This window comes from Vibrio sp. 1F263 (assembly GCF_041439035.1).
Lineage (GTDB): Bacteria > Pseudomonadota > Gammaproteobacteria > Enterobacterales > Vibrionaceae > Vibrio > Vibrio tasmaniensis_A.
The window spans coordinates 52,775-70,488 of the sequence record NZ_JBGONI010000023.1; the positions used below are offsets into that span (position 1 = coordinate 52,775).

Consider the following 17,714-nt stretch of genomic DNA (forward strand, 5'->3'; position numbering starts at 1 on the left):
AATGAAGAAGATGTTTCCAAAAGCGGCGTTGTGTGCGATTGCTCTTGGCCTGCTAGCGGGCTGTGCAAGTGAAGAAGACACCGTAATCATGGCACCAGTACCAACGGTAAACAGCGAGTTTACTCCTAGCCAGGAATGGTCTACGTCGGTTGGTGATGGTGTTGGTCACTACTTTTCAAAACTAACGCCAGAATTGGCTTACGACAAAGTATTTGTTGCAAGCCGTGAAGGTATGGTTAAAGCGCTTGACCCTGAAACAGGTAAAGAGCTTTGGAAAGTCGATCTTGAGAAAGAAGTACTGGCTCGTTTATCGGGTGGCTTAACGGCAGCTTACGGCAAGGTATTTGTTGGTTCTGAAAATGGCGAAGTGATCGCGCTGGATGAATCAACCGGTGAAGAGCTGTGGCGTGTATCAGTGAATGGTGAGGTGCTTGCATCCCCAGCAACTGAAAGCAACATGGTTATTGTTCATACCAGTCGTGGCATGTTGACCGCGTTAGATCAAGAAAGCGGTGAGCAAAAATGGACCATCAGTACAGAAGTACCAAGCCTAACACTTCGTGGCGATAGCTCACCTGTTACGGTTTCAGGTGGTGTATTCTGGGGTACGGCAAATGGTCGTTTAGCCGCAGCTATCGTTGATCGTGGTCAGCTTATTTGGCAACAGCCAGTAGGTACGCCAAAAGGCGCAACGGAAATTGATCGTTTGGTTGATGTTGATGCATCACCGGTTGTTCTTGGCGGCACCCTATATACCGTAGGTATCAATGGTCAACTGATTGCTATCGATCTTCGTTCTGGTAAGCCAGTTTGGAAACGTAACTACTCGTCAGCGATTGATTTAGCAAGTGATGGCAGCCGTTTGTTCGTTGTGACTGACAAAGACCATGTGGTTGCGGTTGATGCGCGTAGTGGCACTGAACTTTGGAGCACTCCATTGTTAGAAAACCGCTTACTGACAGCTCCTGCTATTATTAATGGTTATGTAGTTGTTGGTGATACTGAAGGTTATCTGCACTGGTTAGATCGTTCATCGGGTGAGTTTGTTGCTCAACAGTTGGTCGATGATAGCGGCTTTGCGGTTGCGCCAATTGAAATGCCTGAAGGCTACTTAGTGACGACTCGCAATGGCGATGTAAAGAAACTAACGATTAGCCAATAAAAGCGTGATATAATTCACAGTCGGCTCCTGGTTGGTAACAGCTAGGAGCCGTTTTGTTGTTATAAATTAATAAACCGTGTGGTTATAGGTAAGAGTTTAAACTTGCGATCAAGTGCTTACCTATAACTACATTTAGAGAAGAAATTGTAGAGGTTGTTATGGTACCTGTTGTTGCTCTAGTAGGGCGTCCGAACGTAGGTAAATCTACGTTATTTAACCGATTGACTCGAACTCGTGATGCATTGGTTGCGGATTTCCCTGGCTTAACGCGTGACCGTAAATACGGTCATGCTCATTTTAGCGAGCATGACTTTATTGTTATCGACACTGGTGGTATCGACGGTACCGAAGAAGGTGTTGAAACTAAAATGGCTGAACAGTCGCTAGCGGCGATTGATGAAGCTGATGTCGTTCTATTTATGGTAGATGGCCGTGCGGGTCTAACACCTTCAGACGTAGCTATTGCTAAGCACCTTCGTCAACTAGAAAAACCTTCAATGCTAGTAGTAAACAAGGTTGATGGTATCGACCCTGATGCTGCAAGTGCTGATTTCTGGCAACTAGGCGTAGAAGACATGTACCAAATCGCTGCAGCGCACGGTCGTGGTGTAACAGCGTTGATTGATCTTGCTCTAAACCCATTCGCTGAAGCGTTAAAAGCTGAGAATGGCGAAGTAAGCGATTTAACTGAATTTGAAGACGAAGAAGAAGAGCAAGTTGATTTCACTGAAGAAGAAGCGGAAGAAGAATTCAAGCGCCTTCAAGATCAACCGATTAAGCTAGCGATCATTGGTCGTCCTAACGTAGGTAAATCAACACTAACTAACCGTATTCTTGGTGAAGAACGTGTTGTTGTTTACGATATGCCTGGTACAACTCGTGACTCTATCTACATTCCGATGCAGCGTGATGAGCGTGAATACGTTCTGATTGATACTGCGGGTGTTCGTCGCCGTAAAAATATCAACGAAACAGTTGAGAAGTTCTCAGTGGTTAAAACACTGAAAGCGATTGAAGATGCTAACGTTGTATTACTGCTTATCGATGCTCGCGAGAACATCTCAGATCAAGATCTAAGCTTGTTAGGCTTTGCGTTGAATGCTGGTCGTTCAATTGTTATTGCCGTAAACAAGTGGGACGGCCTAGATAACGACGTTAAAGATCGTGTAAAGAAAGAACTAGACCGTCGTTTAGGTTTCGTTGATTTCGCACGTATTCACTTTATCTCTGCACTTCACGGTACTGGTGTTGGTCACTTGTTTGAGTCTGTTCAAGAAGCTTATAAGTCAGCAACGACTCGTGTTGGTACTTCTGTACTTACTCGTATCATGAAGATGGCGACTGATGATCACCAACCACCTATGGTTCGTGGCCGTCGTGTTAAATTGAAATACGCGCACGCTGGTGGCTACAACCCACCGATTATCGTTATCCACGGTAACCAAGTACGTAACTTGCCAGATTCATACAAACGATTCTTGATGAACTACTACCGTCGTTCACTAGAAATTATGGGTACACCTATTCGCATTCAATTCCAGAACAGCGAGAACCCATTTGAAGCTAAGACTAACAAGCTGACAATTTCTCAAGAACGTAAACGTAAACGTATGATGAGCATGGTTAAAGGTCGTAAGTAAACCTTTCCAATAGATTTGATACCCGAGCCTGTCTCGGGTATTTTTTTAAGTAAAATTCACGTTATCTGATAATCGCGTCTTTGATTCCGTTATCAGCTAGCGACTTAGACTAGATTCCAAAAGAAGAATGATATGACCACTAGCGATTTGATTACACCAGCGTCAGCAATCACACCAACCATCACTCAATTTTGTCATCAAACTTGGCTGCTCAATGCAAAAGCGGTGTACGTTGAAAGTGACGACAGCAAAACTCACTTGATCACTGACGTGACACCTTTCCACCCAGTGAGTCATATTTGGCCCGATCACCCAGCAGACCGAGGTTTTGTCAGTGTAGGTGGTGAACAGTATATTGTTGAAGATTGCCTTGTTGGTGCAATAGAGCAATCTACTGGAAATCTTTATATTGCAGCAGATATCCCTGTTAAGCGTGATACGGAAGGGTGGGCGTTTGTGGTTGTCCACCAACTACCTGTATCAGCTTCTATGATTAACATTGGCGATGAAATTGAGTTGTCGGTTGATAAAGAGCACCAAGCCAGTTTGAGCCGCGGTCATAGTGCCGGACATATTGCTTTCTTAGCGTTGAATAAAGTATTGGCTGAGAGTTACTGGCGTAAAGATGCAGACAGAAAAGATCCATTCGGCAGCTATGACTTCAATAGCTACGCACAGGTGACTAGCTTTGTTACTCCAGAGTTGTGTACCGATAAGTATCGTTTAGGTAAAACCTTGAAGAAACGCGGTCTGAACGTTGCTGACATGCTAACGAACCTTGATGGCATTGAGGCCGACATCAACCAGATGATTGCAGGCTGGCTTGTTGAATCGACTCTTGTAACGATGAGACTAGAAGGTGAGGCGTTAACAGACTCTCGCTACTGGGAATGGCAGCTAGATGACGAGACTTTAGTGTCTATTCCGTGTGGTGGTACTCACATCGACAATACTTCAGAACTTAAGGCATTGTCGGTTAAGTTAACCCAATTAGATGACCAACATATCGAAATGCAGACGTGTGTCTCTCGATGATCTCAATTAAAGATCGAAAATAGATTGTTCTGCATTATTGGTTTTATTGGTTTGATTTTAGTTATATATTCCATTGTAAATTGAAATGCAGTATATGTAACTTATGCTTTCGGTGTGTGGTGATATAAATATTCTTTTTGGGGTAGATCGCTGATCAAAGTAGATAAAGCAAAAGATCAACCTATGATCTTCGGTGGTGTGTTGTGGTAATTTAGTGTGTTAATATTGACCAGTATATAGGCTTGCATAAGAACAAGCTGTTCCCACCATATAATTGAAAGCTTTAGTGAATGAAACAACAATTTTTATTAGAAGGTCACCGAGCAGTAAACAGTTTGCTTCGAAAGCTTGCCCTTGGGTTGGATCGCAAAGAATTAAATCGTAAGATCATTCAACTCACCGAGCAGATTTTTGGTCAAAGGATGGCCTCTATCTTATTGCTAAACCCCGAATCGAATACATTACATTTAGAATATGCTCCAAACTTGCCTGATTTTTATAACCAGCAGATAGAAGGGGTGGGTGCTGGTGCCGGAATTGGTTCTTGTGGCGAAGCGGCGGCACTTAAGAAAGCTGTCATGGTCTCCAATATTAATGCACACCCGAATTGGACTCCTTTCTTAGCCTCAACCAATCAGGCCAATCTTCATGCATGTTGGTCAGTGCCAATCATCTCTTCACATGGTCACGTATTAGGTACCTTCGCAATTTACAGTCAGTACATCTCTGAACCTCATGAGTTTGAACTTGAGATCTTAGAGTTATTGGCTTCTCTGTATTCAGTCGCGCTTGAGAAGTATGAGTTAGAGAATCAACTCAACTTTTTTGCCAATCGGGACTCCCTAACACACAGTTTGAATCGCCGAGCATTGCTGAGAGAAGCCGAGCAGGTGTTAACTAACCGCTGTTTTACTGAAAAAGTGATGGCATGCCTGTTTGTTGATGTCGATAAATTTAAGTCAATAAACGATACGTTTGGCCACAGCTTTGGTGATGATGTGTTGTTAGCCGTTGCAAAAGTGCTTGATGAGGCAACGACTGCCTGTGCCAAGATAGGGCGCTATGGGGGCGATGAGTTTGTCGTGTTCTCTTGCTTTGATGATCAAGAAAGTGTGCTGAACTTTTATCGAAGCTTAGAAAGAACCTTGGAACAAGCGCTCTATATCGATGGCACTCAGTTTTCTGTCAGCGTTGGACTTTCTTATGATAAAGATCCTGAGTCATTGGAAGGCTTGATCGCACAAGCTGATAAGAACATGTACCAAATCAAGCAAGCTAAGTCTTAGCAGTAGTAGATTGTAAAAAAAGTAGTGAGTTAGGAAATGCTAATGAGTGAAAATATCTGCCCTAAGTGCCAATCAGAGCTAGGTTGGGATGGAAAGTATCACTGTGAAAGTTGTCAGGCACACTTTACTAAGGTTGGGTTTTGTCCTGAGTGCAGCAGCCAACTTGAGAAGCTTCAAGCCTGTGGTGCAGCGAGCTATTTTTGTAATGGTGGGTGTAATGAGCTTAAATCTAAATCGAGAGTAAAGTTCGAATTCCAACCAGCGGAATAGCCTTAAATTATTTGGTTTGAACGACAATCGGTGATGTTATACCAAAGACTCAATACCAAAGTGTTGGGTCTTTTTTGTATCTAATGAACCTAGAGCTCGCTCTTAGCGACTCTTGTTGTCACTTGCGATTCAATCACACCGTCTTCAACTTGGGTGGTGATCACTTCACCGATTTCGACATCGTTAATCGATGACACAGTTTTACTCGATGCTGAATGGGTGATGCTGTAGCCACGTTTTAGGGTGGCTAATGGACTTACTGTTTCTAACTTCTCGGCAGCCATGGCTAGTTGGTGGCGAGTAGTTAGTAGTGTTTTATCCATTGCATCCAATAGCTTTTGCTCTGAACGTTGTAGATGCAGTTTCTGTTCACCAAGGCGTTTCACTGGCGAGTTCAGCTGAAGTTGGTGCTGCTTACGTTCAACACGCTGCGCATGCTGCTTTAGGTATTGAGTCATACCACGACGTAAACGCATGTCTAAGTCATCAAGCTGCTGACTCTGCTTTTGCAGTTGGTAGCTCGGGTGTTGTTTCTCTAAGCGGTATTTCAACGTTTGAGTTGATTGCGCTTGTTTGATTAACACATGACGAATCGCACTCACTAAACGAGCACGTTTAGACGCATAAGCTTGCTCTTTATGACTGTTGTCACGGCTAACCAATTCAGCGGCTGCTGATGGCGTTGGAGCTCGCATATCTGCGACGAAATCGGCGATAGTGACATCAACTTCGTGTCCAACGGCGCTGATAATCGGGATCTGACTTGCTGCAATGGTGCGAGCAACGATCTCGTTATTGAAACACCATAAGTCCTCTAATGAGCCGCCGCCACGGCCAACGATCAATACATCACACTCGTTACGCTCATTGGCACGTCCAATCGCTTGAGCGATCTGAATCGCCGCTTCTTCGCCTTGAACCATGGTTGGGTAAACCACAATAGGCAATGAAGGATCGCGTCTCTTGAGAACATCGAGAATATCGAAGAGGGCTGCGCCTGTTTTAGAGGTGATAACACCGACGCATTTAGGATGTTCTGGAAGAATTTGTTTACTGGACTGAGCAAATAAACCTTCCGCCGCCAAGTTCATCTTAAGTTTTTCAAACTCTTGCTGAAGCTTGCCGTCACCTTCTGGCTGCATGCTTTCGATGATCAGTTGATAGTCACCGCGTGGCTCATAAAGAGACAGACGCGCTTTAACTAGCACTTGATTACCGTTCTGAGGCTTAAAAGTCACACGACGGTTATTGCCACGAAACATAGCGCACTTAACTTGAGCGCGAGAGTCTTTAAGCGTGAGGTACCAGTGACCAGAGACTGGTGCAGAGAAATTTGAGATTTCACCAACGAGCCAGACTATTCCCATTTCGTTTTCTAATAGGAGACGAACCTCTGAATTGAGGCGAGAAACAGTAAAGATGTTTGGATTGGTCATAGAAGCGCTATCTATCCTTGAAGGAAGGTCTTTCTCTTGGAATCTCACTGGGCGTGAGTATGGAAGATAGCGGCAATATAATACATAGCAAGGGGGTAAATGCAAATTAAAAGTATAAAAATGTGTAGCCAAGCGATTTCGTTGGCCGTATAATCCGTCCGCAATATCTAATCCAAATGCAGTTTGATTTTCCTTAATTGGCTGCCCTCATTAGGCGAAACGATGAGATTGGATTGTTTCTTTTTACTCCTATTATTGTGAGATATTGCAAATGCTAAGAATTGCCAAAGAAGCGCTGACATTCGACGACGTACTGCTAGTGCCAGCACACTCCACCGTTCTCCCTAATACAGCTGATCTTCGCACTCAGCTGACGAAGAATATTTCCCTAAACATCCCAATGATCTCTGCATCGATGGATACTGTGACAGAAGCTCGCCTAGCGATTGCACTGGCACAAGAAGGCGGAATAGGCTTCATTCATAAGAACATGTCTATTGAACAGCAAGCTGAAATGGTTCGCCAGGTTAAAATTTACGAAGCAGGTGTGGTTTCTCACCCTGTTACTGTAAACCCTGACGCGACAATTGCTGATGTTGTAGCTCTTACTCAAAAACACGGCTTCGCCGGTTTCCCTGTTGTTACTGAAACAAACGAACTTGTTGGTATTATTACTGGCCGTGACGTTCGCTTTGTGACTGACCTTTCTAAGAAAGTTGACGTAGTAATGACGCCTAAAGCTCGCCTTGCTTCTGTTAAAGAAGGTGCAACTCGTGAAGAAGTTCAAGAGAAAATGCACGAAGCGCGTGTTGAAAAAGTTCTTGTTGTAAATGATGACTTCCAACTAACAGGAATGATCACTGCAAAAGATTTCCACAAAGCAGAACGTAAACCAAACGCTTGTAAAGATGAGCGCGGCAGCCTACGTGTAGGTGCAGCTGTTGGTGCTGGTGCTGGTAACGAAGAGCGCGTTGCTGCTCTTGTTGAAGCTGGCGTAGACGTTCTACTTATCGACTCTTCACACGGTCACTCTGAAGGCGTACTTAACCGCATCCGTGATACGCGTGCTGCATACCCTGATCTACAAATCATCGGTGGTAACGTAGCAACTGGCGCTGGCGCTCGTGCTCTTATCGAAGCGGGTGTTAGTGCGGTTAAAGTAGGTATCGGCCCGGGTTCCATCTGTACGACTCGCATCGTTACTGGTGTTGGTGTTCCTCAAGTAACAGCAATTGCAGACGCAGCTGAAGTAGCAAACGAATACGGTATTCCAGTCATCGCAGATGGCGGCATTCGCTTCTCTGGCGATATCTGTAAAGCTATCGTTGCTGGCGCATCTTGTGTGATGGTTGGTTCAATGTTCGCAGGTACTGAAGAAGCTCCGGGTGAAGTTATCCTTTATAACGGTCGTTCTTACAAGTCTTACCGTGGTATGGGTTCTCTTGGCGCTATGTCTCAAGGTTCTTCTGACCGTTACTTCCAATCTGATAACGCTGCAGACAAGCTTGTTCCAGAAGGTATTGAAGGTCGTATCGCATACAAAGGTCGTCTAAAAGAGATCGTTCACCAACAGATGGGCGGTTTACGCTCAAGCATGGGCCTAACGGGTTCTGCAACTGTTGAAGATATGCGTACTAAAGCTGAGTTTGTTCGTATCTCTGGTGCGGGCATGAAAGAATCTCACGTACACGATGTTCAAATCACGAAAGAAGCACCTAACTACCGTTTAGGTTAATAATACGTCCAAACGTTTGAATAATGTGCTGATTTAGTCGGCACATTAATATACCAATCGTAGTAAATAACTGGTCATCCTAGCTTGTTAAAAACCTCGATAACTTCGTTAGAATTTTTGATTGTAGAATAACTACTTATCAGAAAATCCTGCCTTGTTTTCAAGCTTTTTTCCTGCGCTATTCCTGAACACTTACTTACTGTGATTGGTATTATATCTAAAGCCTGTTTTGTTGAACGTATGATTCTTACAAAACATCGCCTTACAGATAACCAACGAAAACGTTTGCTTTATTTCTTGAAGAGTTAATCAGAGGTGAGTAAACTCGCCTCCGTTTTATCACATAGCCAATAAGACTGCTTACAATGACTAAAAATATTCATGACCAACGTATTCTAATTCTGGACTTCGGTTCTCAATACACACAGCTAGTAGCTCGTCGTATTCGTGAGATCGGTGTTTACTGTGAACTTTGGAGCTGGGACGTAGAAGAAGCGGATATTCGTGAATTCAATCCAGACGGTATCATCCTATCTGGTGGCCCTGAAAGTGTAACGGAAGATAATTCTCCACGTGCACCTCAGTACGTATTTGATTCAGGTGTTCCTGTCTTCGGTATCTGCTACGGCATGCAAACGATGGCTGAGCAACTTGGCGGTAAAGTAGCAACATCTACTGAGCGCGAGTTTGGCTACGCGGCTGTACAAGTGACGGGTGAATCTGCACTTTTCGCCGACCTTGAGACAACTCAAGATGTTTGGATGAGCCACGGTGACAAAGTGGTTGAAATCCCTGCTGATTTCACGAAGATCGCTGAAACAGACACTTGCCCATACGCTGCAATGGCAAACGAAGAGAAGAAATACTACGGTGTTCAATTCCACCCAGAAGTAACGCACACTAAAAACGGCCTAAAAATGCTTGAGAACTTCGTTCTTAACGCGTGTGGTTGTGAAGGTCTGTGGACTTCAGCATCTATCATTGAAGATGCAGTTGCACGTATTAAAGAGCAAGTAGGTGACGATGAAGTTATCCTTGGTCTTTCTGGTGGTGTTGATTCATCTGTAGTTGCGATGCTTGCTCACCGCGCTATCGGCGACAAACTAACATGTGTATTTGTAGATAACGGCCTTCTTCGTTTAAACGAAGGTGAGCAGGTTATGGAGATGTTTGGTGACCAATTCGGCCTAAACATCATTAAAGTTGATGCGGAAGATCGTTTCCTTGACGCTCTGGAAGGCGAAGCTGAACCAGAAGCGAAGCGTAAGATCATCGGTCACGTATTCGTAGATATCTTCGACGAAGAGTCTAAGAAACTGAAGAATGCTAAATGGCTTGCTCAGGGTACTATCTACCCAGACGTAATCGAGTCTGCAGCATCTAAGACTGGCAAAGCACACGTAATCAAATCTCACCACAACGTTGGTGGTCTTCCTGATGATATGGAAATGGGCCTTGTTGAGCCTCTACGTGAGCTGTTTAAAGATGAAGTACGTAAGATCGGCCTAGAGCTTGGTCTTCCATACAACATGCTTTACCGCCACCCATTCCCAGGTCCTGGTCTAGGTGTTCGTGTACTTGGTGAAGTGAAGAAAGAGTACTGTGATTTACTGCGTCGTGCTGATGCTATCTTCATTGAAGAGCTTCACGCTGCTGATCTTTACCACAAAGTATCTCAAGCATTCACGGTATTCCTACCAGTGCGTTCAGTTGGCGTAATGGGCGATGGCCGTAAGTACGATTGGGTTGTATCTCTACGTGCCGTAGAAACTATCGACTTCATGACTGCTCACTGGGCACACCTACCATACGACTTCCTAGGTAAGGTATCTAACCGTATTATCAACGAAGTTAACGGCATTTCACGTGTTGTTTACGATATTTCTGGTAAGCCACCAGCAACTATCGAGTGGGAGTAATCTCTTAGAGATTTAACCAGTTTTGATTAAGATCTTAAGCCTCGAACTCAGTTCGGGGCTTTTTTCTTTCTGACTCAGGGTATTAAAAGCTTATAGCTGACAACTAGACACCAAATCAGTTGGAAACTAGATATCACCTCAAGAAACAATGAGACGTTTTGTTGTGTTGAAGGATACATAAAAGTGTCACTCGCACTTTTTATAAATTCACATGGTAACGACTAGCTCATTTCCCATGCGCCACATACTCTTTGATGGACTTATTAAGGACAGATAAGAGAATCCATCATGTTAAAAATCAAATATTTGGCGACAGTAGTTGGCTGCACTTTAGCAGCACACAGTTACGCGTCTTTGAACATTCAACCTGATCCGCAAAACCCGAATGGCTACCTTGTTGAAAAGTCGGCATTACAAGCTGCTGAACAAGCGAAAACATCCGATCCTATGTATGCGATCTGGTCACAAGCATTACAAACTCGTCCCAATAGTATTGTTGAAGCGATTGAGCCGGGTTTAACCTCGAATCCTGAAAACGTGAAACGAGTCGAGCGTGTATTCCCTCAATCTGAATGGGACTTCCTCACTCAGATGGCAGCACCAGAGTACACTTATACTCGCTTCTTACGCGCGATTGGAAAATTCCCAGCCTTCTGTGGAGAGTACACTGATGGTCGAGATTCAGACGCCATCTGTAAAAAATCCATCATCACGGCCTTTGCTCATTTCGCTCAAGAAACAGGTGGGCACATCGCAATAGATAACACCTCTGATAACCCATTAGCTCTAGAAGAGTGGCAGCAAGCGCTGGTGCATGTTCGAGAAATGGGTTGGTCAGAAGGTCAAGAGGGTTACACCACCGGTTGTGGTCAGAACGATTGGCAGAATGCACGTTGGCCTTGTGCGGCAGGGCAGGGTTACTTTGGACGTGGTGCTAAACAGCTTTCTTACCATTTTAACTACGGTGCGTTCTCGGAAGTTATGTTCGATGGTGATGCGACGGTTCTATTGAATAACCCAGGTTTGGTTGCTGATTCATGGTTGAATTTGGCTTCTGCTATCTGGTTCTTCCTTACACCTCAAGCTCCTAAACCTGCCATGCTGCACGTTATTGACCGCACTTGGACACCCTCTCAGCGTGAGTTGGATGCGGGAATTGGCTATGGGTTTGGTACCACAATCAACGTAATTAATGGTGGTATCGAGTGTGGTGAGCAGAACAAAGACAAAGGCCAACCGGTTAACCGAATTCGTTATTGGGAAGGGTTAGCTGCGCATTATCTGATCCCTGTAGAAGCGGATGAAGCCAATACATGTTGGCAGCAAACGCCTTATGGAAGCTTGAACTTGAATGGTGCGACTGATGTGTTGTACACCAACTGGGATGGTAACTGGAAATACTACGCAGACCGCCCAGAAGGCTATTCATTTGAGTGTGAGCTTGTTGGTTTCCAAACCGCTTATTCAGCCTTGGTGGCCGGAGATTATGAGAAGTGTGTGACCAATTTTTATGGATCACATGCGAGTTGGCCTGAAGTGAAAGTGGTCGATAAGCTTGATCCGGTTGACCCTGGTACTAATCCCGGTGGCAACGGTTGGAGTGCGACCAAGGTTTACAATGCTGGCGATCAAGTCACTCACAACGGCGCGACTTACCAAGCTAAATGGTGGACTCAAGGGGATGATCCTGCCAATGACGGCCCTTGGAAATTTGTAGCGGGTGAACCAACACCACCCGTAGTGACAGATCCATCGCCAGTTGTCCCTGCACCTGTCGATCCTGCTCCGGTAGACCCAACACCGGTTGAACCACCTGTGACTGAGCCGCCTGTCGTTGTTGATCCATCGGTGTTTATCACATGGCAAGCGGGTGTTAGCCAAGTGAGCAATGGCGACAAGGTGACACATAATGGCAAGTGCTTCGTAGCTAAAAACGGTCCAGGTGTCTGGGAAAGCCCTGTTCAATCGAACTGGTTCTGGGATGAAATTAGCTGTAAATAATTAAACTAAGCAAGCCTCTGTTATAAGAGGCTTGCTTGTTCAGTGACAGTTATACGACACTTCCCTTACTTTCTATTACAGTAGTGCTTTCCATTTATCGATAAACTGTGTTCGTGAATAATTCTATTACAGGGCAATTAAAATGAAGTTAAAGCTATCTATTCTTGCGTTATTGGTAACTGGAGTTACTGGGTGTAACAGTACGCCGCAGTCAGGTCTCGAGCAAAGTTTGGGCTGGGGTAATTATGGCAGTTTGAGTTTTGAAACGAGCTCTGAAGGTATTGTTGCTCAGCGTTATCAAGTATTAAAAAGTCCTGTAGGCCAAATCACGTCTATAGAGGAGCAAGGTAACCAAATTCATGTTATTCAAACACTTGAAGGCGCTTTAATTAAAGGTGTCGATAGTACAGGCATTATGAATTACGAAGGCTGTATGGAGTCTGTTGGGGAAGTTGATGCTGCTGTTAATGCATACCCGTCAATCGTTCAATTCTTATTAAAGCAAGCTGCGCCTCAAGGTCCTAATTCTGTATCAACATCATTACCTTTCACTGTCTCAGAATCAGCCAATAACGCTCAAATTTACATTGGTGAAGCAACTTCTGTAGAAATTGAAGGTGAAAGCTATCCTATCGGTCCTATGATCGAACTTTCTGCGCCGTGGGGGGCATCTGGCCAAATCACATCTGTAGATGCGACAACCTTTGAATTTTCATATTTTACGACCAACGATGGCCACAAAGATACGGTTGATATCCGTGGTGCATGGAGCCAAAGTATGGGCCCGATGGATAAGTTTAACCAAGAACCTTCGGGAGAGTGGTTAGCGTGTGTAAAGCCCGAGGTTCAAGCGGTCTTGATGGAACAAAGCCCTAAACGAGTTGGCGAGATACTTGAAATCATCACGAAAGCCGAACTGGCGAACGATGCAATCTAAGATTGCGATTTAGCGATCTATCTTTTTATGCCGTTCGGATTAAAATTTGCGTACAAATTTTATTAACTTTTTTTAAAGGCGCGCAAAATGTCAACAAAACTGGCGAACCCGGCACCACTTGGCCTAATGGGTTTCGGTATGACTACTATACTTCTTAATATCCATAACGCAGGTTTCTTTCCAATCGATTCAATGATTCTTGCTATGGGTATTTTTTACGGTGGTCTAAGCCAAGTTATCGTGGGCACAATGTGTTTCAAACGTGGTGACACGTTCGGTACAACTGCGTTTACTTCTTACGGTCTATTCTGGTTATCTTTGGTTGGTTTAATCGTAATGCCTTACATGGGCCTACCAGCAAGTCCAGCAGCGTTTATGGGTTGGTACCTACTACTATGGGGCATCTTCACTGGCTTCATGTTCATTGGTTCTCTATGCTACCCAGTAGCGAAACAAGTAGTATTCGGTTCACTTACTATTTTGTTCTTCCTACTTGCCGCTCGTGATTTCACAGGCAGCGAACTGATCGGTACTATCGCTGGTTTTGAAGGTATCTTCTGTGGTGCGTCAGCTATCTACTTTGCAATGGCACAAGTAATCAACAACGAATATGGCCGCACAGTACTGCCAATCGGTGAGAAAAAAGCGCCTCAAATGGCAACACAAGAAATCGCTGCTTAATGCTCTAACTTGGGAACAGTTAGTTTGTTATAAGCCGTTTATTGGTTATGAACAAAACAAAAGGGGTTAGCCGAAATGGCTAACCCCTTTTTTATGCGTTATTAATAGCGCGAGTTAAAGCTATCTATTTATTAAAGCAATCTGTTTGCTAAGGTAAGCTTAAGCTGAAGGTTGCTCTACAGGTTTACTGTCTGCAACTTCAGATTCAGGAGACTTACCTGTTTTACGCTTGTACTTCTCTTCCCAGTAAGTTGCCCCTTTAATGCCTAGTTTTACAGGGTTGAATGTGTACTCAGTCACACCTTGTTTCTGTTGTTCTTCGTAGTCTGCTAAAGCCTTAAGCGCAGGCTTAGACATGAAGAATATGATCAGAATACCAACGATGTTTAACCATGCCATCAAGCCAACACCCACATCACCCATTGCCCATGCAAGGTTTGCTGTTTTAACGGTGCCATAGAAAACGGCACTAATAAGAACAAGCTTAAGTACGAACATCATGCCAGGGATCTTGATGGTACGACGTAGGTAAGCAATATTCGTTTCTGCGATGTAGTAGTAAGCAAGAATCGTTGTAAATGCGAAGAAGAACAGAGCAAATGCGATGAACGGCTTACCAATGCCTGGCAGTGCACTTTCAATAGCAAGCTGTGTAAATACGGGACCATTCGCACCGATGTTTGCTGCTAGGTTCTGAACAAGGAATACACCTTCAGCGCCGCCGTGAACGTTGTAGGCACCAGTGATGATGATCATGAACGCTGTAGCAGAACATACTAGAAGAGTATCAATGTAGATAGAGAACGCTTGAACCAAACCTTGCTGAGCTGGGTGATCAACACTTGCCGCGGCTGCCGCGTGAGGACCCGTACCTTGACCTGCTTCGTTTGAGTAAACACCACGTTTAACACCCCAACCGATTGCAGCACCAAAGCCTGCCATAGGAGTGAATGCATCACCCAGAATCATTCCGAAAACAACAGGAACTTGGCTGATGTTTAGTAGGATGATAACGAATGCGATGATGATGTAAGCCAACGCCATGAATGGAACGACAATTTGTGTGAAGTTCGCGATACGTTTAACACCACCAAAGATGATGAAAGCAAGGATGATAGCAACAACAGTACCAGTGAAAATTTTAGCGAAACTGAATGTACCGATAGCTGTTTCAATCATATCACCTGAGCCAAATGCAGCTTCTACAGCATTACCTATACTGTTTGACTGAACACCTGGAAGCAAAATGCCACATGCAAAAATAGTCGCGATAGCGAAGATCCATGCGTACCACTTCTGACCCATTGCTTTTTCAATGTAGTAAGCCGGACCACCACGGAACTGGCCTTCATCTTCTTCTTTATAGATTTGCGCCAGCGTAGATTCTGCGTAAGCAGTCGCCGCGCCAAAGAAAGCTACCACCCACATCCAGAATACTGCACCTGGGCCACCGAAACCGATAGCGGCAGCAACACCTGCAATGTTACCTGTACCTACACGGCCAGACAGCGAAACGGCAAGAGCTTGGAAAGACGAGATGCCTTTTGATGAGCTTTTACCCGAAAGTAGCAAGCGCCACATTTCAAAGAAGTGACGGATTTGAACAAATCGAGTCATGATGGAGTAGAACAAACCTGCACCTAAACATAGGTAGATAAGTACTGGGCTCCAGATTATTCCATTCAAAAAATCAACGAACGACTGCATGAGTATTTTCCCTGTTAGTTTTGCTTATGATTGTTTTTCGAACAACACAATACTTCACTTGTAACCCGAGTGTTAAATTATTTAACTGCGCATTGGGATTACTGTGACATAAAGCAAGTTATAGAGGGTGTTTGTTAATGCTTAGTGCTAATTCGATAATCGTTCCATTTAACTTGTTATGCAACAGATTGTTGCGGCTGGTGTTTTGCAAAGTGAATAAATAGTGATTAATACAAAAGGGTGGGGAGGTGCGCAGAAGAAGGGTAGGTGTGCACAATAGACGAAATTGCGTAAAACAGCGGTTAAAGCCACTTAGCATGAACGGCTGATATATGAGTGGTGAGATGGATTTGATTGGAATATATCACCTGCATCGAGTGATCTCGCAGGTCTAAGAGACTGTGTTTTTTGAAGGTTCGATAGTTGAGGACTTCATGTTTACTGAGGGAAAGTGGCTAGTTTGATGCGTGTTTCAAACAACCACAAACCCTCGCGCCTTTAGTTCTTGAGCGAATTCAGACTGAGTATTTGGCTCACCGTGAATCAAATGCACCTCTTTCGGTGGAGTCGCGATGCCCTCTATAAATCGATTGAGATCCTCTTTATCGGCATGAGCAGAATAGCCAGACATGCCATGAATTTGAGCATTAACCTCAACGTCTTTGTTATCAATAGAAACTTGCATTTCGCCTTGTTGCAGCTCTCGTCCGAGCGTTCCGTGTGCTTGATAGCCCGCTAAAATCACATCCGTCCGTTTATCGGGAAGCAAAGCGGATAAGTAGTTCATTATCCTGCCGCCCTGACACATTCCAGAAGCTGCGACCACAATCGCGGGTTCACCTGTCGACTTGAGGCGATTCACGATTTTCTTGTGCATTCTATGTCCATCAACCGTAATGCACTGCTCAAAAGCGAGTGGGTGACGTTTCAGTTCAAGACGCTGCTTTGCTTCTTGCCCCCATAACTCTTTAAAGCGTCGGTAGGATCGCGTCACCTTTTCTGCCATAGGCGAATCGAGGATGATAGGAATATCGCTGCTGAGTTGATGCTCAAAAATAAGGTGTTCGATATCAAATAGTAGTTCCTGTGTTCGACCGATGCTAAAAGCCGGAATTAGAATAACGCCGCCATCGAGTAACGAACGATCAATGATTGATTTGAGGCGTTCAGAGCGTGAAGCAATATCGTCGTGCGTGCTAGTGCCGTAAGTCGACTCAATAAACAGATAGTCGGCTTGTTGTGGTGGTTTAGGATCCGGCAGCAGTGGCGTGTTACTAGGGCCCAAGTCGCCTGAAAAGACCACTACCTCTTGGCTTGGTAACTTAATCTCTATATAGGCCGAACCTAAGATATGCCCTGCAGGTTGAAAACGAGCATACAGAGTATTTGGCCTATGACTATCCTTTCCGTTGTTTTGTTGTGTGGACGTGATGGGAAACCAATCCCCGTAAGGCTTGGGAGCTATCAACGAATGAATCTTTTTGAGTATCAGCTTTGATTGTTTATTGCTGAGCCCTTGCAGTTTTAAGCCATCTTCAATCATTAAAGGAGCGAGCTCTGCGGTGGCTTGCGTGCAATAAATTGGTTGGTTAAAGCCACTGGCAAGCAACCAAGGTAATCGACCAATATGATCAATGTGAGTATGAGTCAGCAGCAGAGCGTTAAGGTGGGACGTTTCAAATTCAATATCAAGAGGGCGGGTGTCTTCTCCTTGAAAAAGGCCACAATCGATGAGAACCGCTTGGCCTGAATCTCTTAATTCGTGACAAGATCCTGTAACGGTATGTTTGCCGCCATGGTGAATCACTTCCATCGTTTACTCCCATTACTCTATAAAGCCATTAACGCCTGTTTTTATTGTGCGGATAAGCGCCAGCAAGTAAAACAAGAACAATGAGAGTTGCG

Annotated in this window: 13 protein-coding genes; 10 read left to right on the top strand and 3 right to left on the bottom strand. The window is 44.5% G+C overall.

Annotated features, from left to right (window positions below; genetic code table 11):
* Nucleotide 1: 1 nt before the first annotated feature.
* The 5 genes from bamB (at nt 2) to ACED25_RS15090 (ending at nt 5,393) form a co-directional block, all read left to right on the top strand.
* Complete coding sequence (gene bamB, locus ACED25_RS15070) at nt 2-1,162, top strand: outer membrane protein assembly factor BamB (protein WP_009848297.1); 1,161 nt, start codon at nt 2-4, stop codon at nt 1,160-1,162.
* Between the two features lie 158 nt (nt 1,163-1,320).
* Entirely contained in the window at nt 1,321-2,802 is a 1,482-nt protein-coding gene (der, locus tag ACED25_RS15075) for a ribosome biogenesis GTPase Der (protein WP_010440555.1), read from the top strand.
* A gap of 132 nt (nt 2,803-2,934) precedes the next feature.
* A complete protein-coding gene (locus tag ACED25_RS15080; protein ID WP_371695574.1) occupies nt 2,935-3,837 on the top strand; it encodes an alanyl-tRNA editing protein in 903 nt (300 codons plus the stop codon).
* A gap of 290 nt (nt 3,838-4,127) precedes the next feature.
* The gene (locus tag ACED25_RS15085; protein ID WP_371695575.1) at nt 4,128-5,123 is read left to right on the top strand and encodes a diguanylate cyclase; all 996 of its coding nucleotides are present in this window, start codon (nt 4,128-4,130) and stop codon (nt 5,121-5,123) included.
* Between the two features lie 42 nt (nt 5,124-5,165).
* Complete coding sequence (locus tag ACED25_RS15090) at nt 5,166-5,393, top strand: zinc ribbon domain-containing protein (RefSeq protein ID WP_371695576.1); 228 nt, start codon at nt 5,166-5,168, stop codon at nt 5,391-5,393.
* Nucleotides 5,394-5,482: 89 nt separating this feature from the next.
* Here ACED25_RS15090 and xseA read toward each other — a convergent pair whose 3' ends face one another.
* Nucleotides 5,483-6,829, bottom strand: a complete 1,347-nt coding sequence (gene xseA, locus ACED25_RS15095; protein WP_371695577.1) for an exodeoxyribonuclease VII large subunit — start codon at nt 6,827-6,829, stop codon at nt 5,483-5,485.
* Between the two features lie 271 nt (nt 6,830-7,100).
* Here xseA and guaB point away from each other — a divergent pair, with 271 nt between their 5' ends.
* From guaB to ACED25_RS15120, 5 genes are all read left to right on the top strand, one after another.
* Nucleotides 7,101-8,564 carry an IMP dehydrogenase gene (gene guaB / locus ACED25_RS15100; protein WP_004735127.1) on the top strand — a complete coding sequence of 488 codons (1,464 nt, stop codon included), beginning with the start codon at nt 7,101-7,103 and terminating at the stop codon, nt 8,562-8,564.
* A 365-nt stretch (nt 8,565-8,929) separates the two neighbouring features.
* Nucleotides 8,930-10,483, top strand: a complete 1,554-nt coding sequence (guaA, locus tag ACED25_RS15105) for a glutamine-hydrolyzing GMP synthase (protein WP_017098065.1) — start codon at nt 8,930-8,932, stop codon at nt 10,481-10,483.
* A gap of 288 nt (nt 10,484-10,771) precedes the next feature.
* Nucleotides 10,772-12,484 (top strand): chitinase, encoded by a 1,713-nt coding sequence (locus ACED25_RS15110; RefSeq protein ID WP_371695579.1) that lies wholly within the window; start codon nt 10,772-10,774, stop codon nt 12,482-12,484.
* Nucleotides 12,485-12,626: 142 nt separating this feature from the next.
* The gene (locus ACED25_RS15115) at nt 12,627-13,421 is read left to right on the top strand and encodes a hypothetical protein (RefSeq protein WP_017098063.1); all 795 of its coding nucleotides are present in this window, start codon (nt 12,627-12,629) and stop codon (nt 13,419-13,421) included.
* Between the two features lie 87 nt (nt 13,422-13,508).
* Nucleotides 13,509-14,102 (top strand): GPR1/FUN34/YaaH family transporter, encoded by a 594-nt coding sequence (locus ACED25_RS15120; RefSeq protein WP_010440610.1) that lies wholly within the window; start codon nt 13,509-13,511, stop codon nt 14,100-14,102.
* A 159-nt stretch (nt 14,103-14,261) separates the two neighbouring features.
* Here ACED25_RS15120 and ACED25_RS15125 read toward each other — a convergent pair whose 3' ends face one another.
* Both ACED25_RS15125 and ACED25_RS15130 read right to left on the bottom strand, forming a co-directional pair.
* On the bottom strand, nt 14,262-15,809 hold the full coding sequence (locus ACED25_RS15125; protein ID WP_009848307.1) for a sodium:alanine symporter family protein: 1,548 nt from the start codon (nt 15,807-15,809) through the stop codon (nt 14,262-14,264).
* A 472-nt stretch (nt 15,810-16,281) separates the two neighbouring features.
* A complete protein-coding gene (locus tag ACED25_RS15130; protein ID WP_371695580.1) occupies nt 16,282-17,622 on the bottom strand; it encodes an MBL fold metallo-hydrolase in 1,341 nt (446 codons plus the stop codon).
* Between the last annotated feature and the right edge of the window lie 92 nt (nt 17,623-17,714).

What these genes read in the sequence shown, in the direction of transcription:
- bamB (WP_009848297.1), top strand. Translation starts at nt 2, where the DNA reads ATGAAGAAGATGTTTCCAAAAGCGGCGTTGTGTGCGATTGCTCTTGGC.
- der (WP_010440555.1), top strand. Translation starts at nt 1,321, where the DNA reads ATGGTACCTGTTGTTGCTCTAGTAGGGCGTCCGAACGTAGGTAAATCT.
- ACED25_RS15080 (WP_371695574.1), top strand. Translation starts at nt 2,935, where the DNA reads ATGACCACTAGCGATTTGATTACACCAGCGTCAGCAATCACACCAACC.
- ACED25_RS15085 (WP_371695575.1), top strand. Translation starts at nt 4,128, where the DNA reads ATGAAACAACAATTTTTATTAGAAGGTCACCGAGCAGTAAACAGTTTG.
- ACED25_RS15090 (WP_371695576.1), top strand. Translation starts at nt 5,166, where the DNA reads ATGAGTGAAAATATCTGCCCTAAGTGCCAATCAGAGCTAGGTTGGGAT.
- xseA (WP_371695577.1), bottom strand. Translation starts at nt 6,829, where the DNA reads ATGACCAATCCAAACATCTTTACTGTTTCTCGCCTCAATTCAGAGGTT.
- guaB (WP_004735127.1), top strand. Translation starts at nt 7,101, where the DNA reads ATGCTAAGAATTGCCAAAGAAGCGCTGACATTCGACGACGTACTGCTA.
- guaA (WP_017098065.1), top strand. Translation starts at nt 8,930, where the DNA reads ATGACTAAAAATATTCATGACCAACGTATTCTAATTCTGGACTTCGGT.
- ACED25_RS15110 (WP_371695579.1), top strand. Translation starts at nt 10,772, where the DNA reads ATGTTAAAAATCAAATATTTGGCGACAGTAGTTGGCTGCACTTTAGCA.
- ACED25_RS15115 (WP_017098063.1), top strand. Translation starts at nt 12,627, where the DNA reads ATGAAGTTAAAGCTATCTATTCTTGCGTTATTGGTAACTGGAGTTACT.
- ACED25_RS15120 (WP_010440610.1), top strand. Translation starts at nt 13,509, where the DNA reads ATGTCAACAAAACTGGCGAACCCGGCACCACTTGGCCTAATGGGTTTC.
- ACED25_RS15125 (WP_009848307.1), bottom strand. Translation starts at nt 15,809, where the DNA reads ATGCAGTCGTTCGTTGATTTTTTGAATGGAATAATCTGGAGCCCAGTA.
- ACED25_RS15130 (WP_371695580.1), bottom strand. Translation starts at nt 17,622, where the DNA reads ATGGAAGTGATTCACCATGGCGGCAAACATACCGTTACAGGATCTTGT.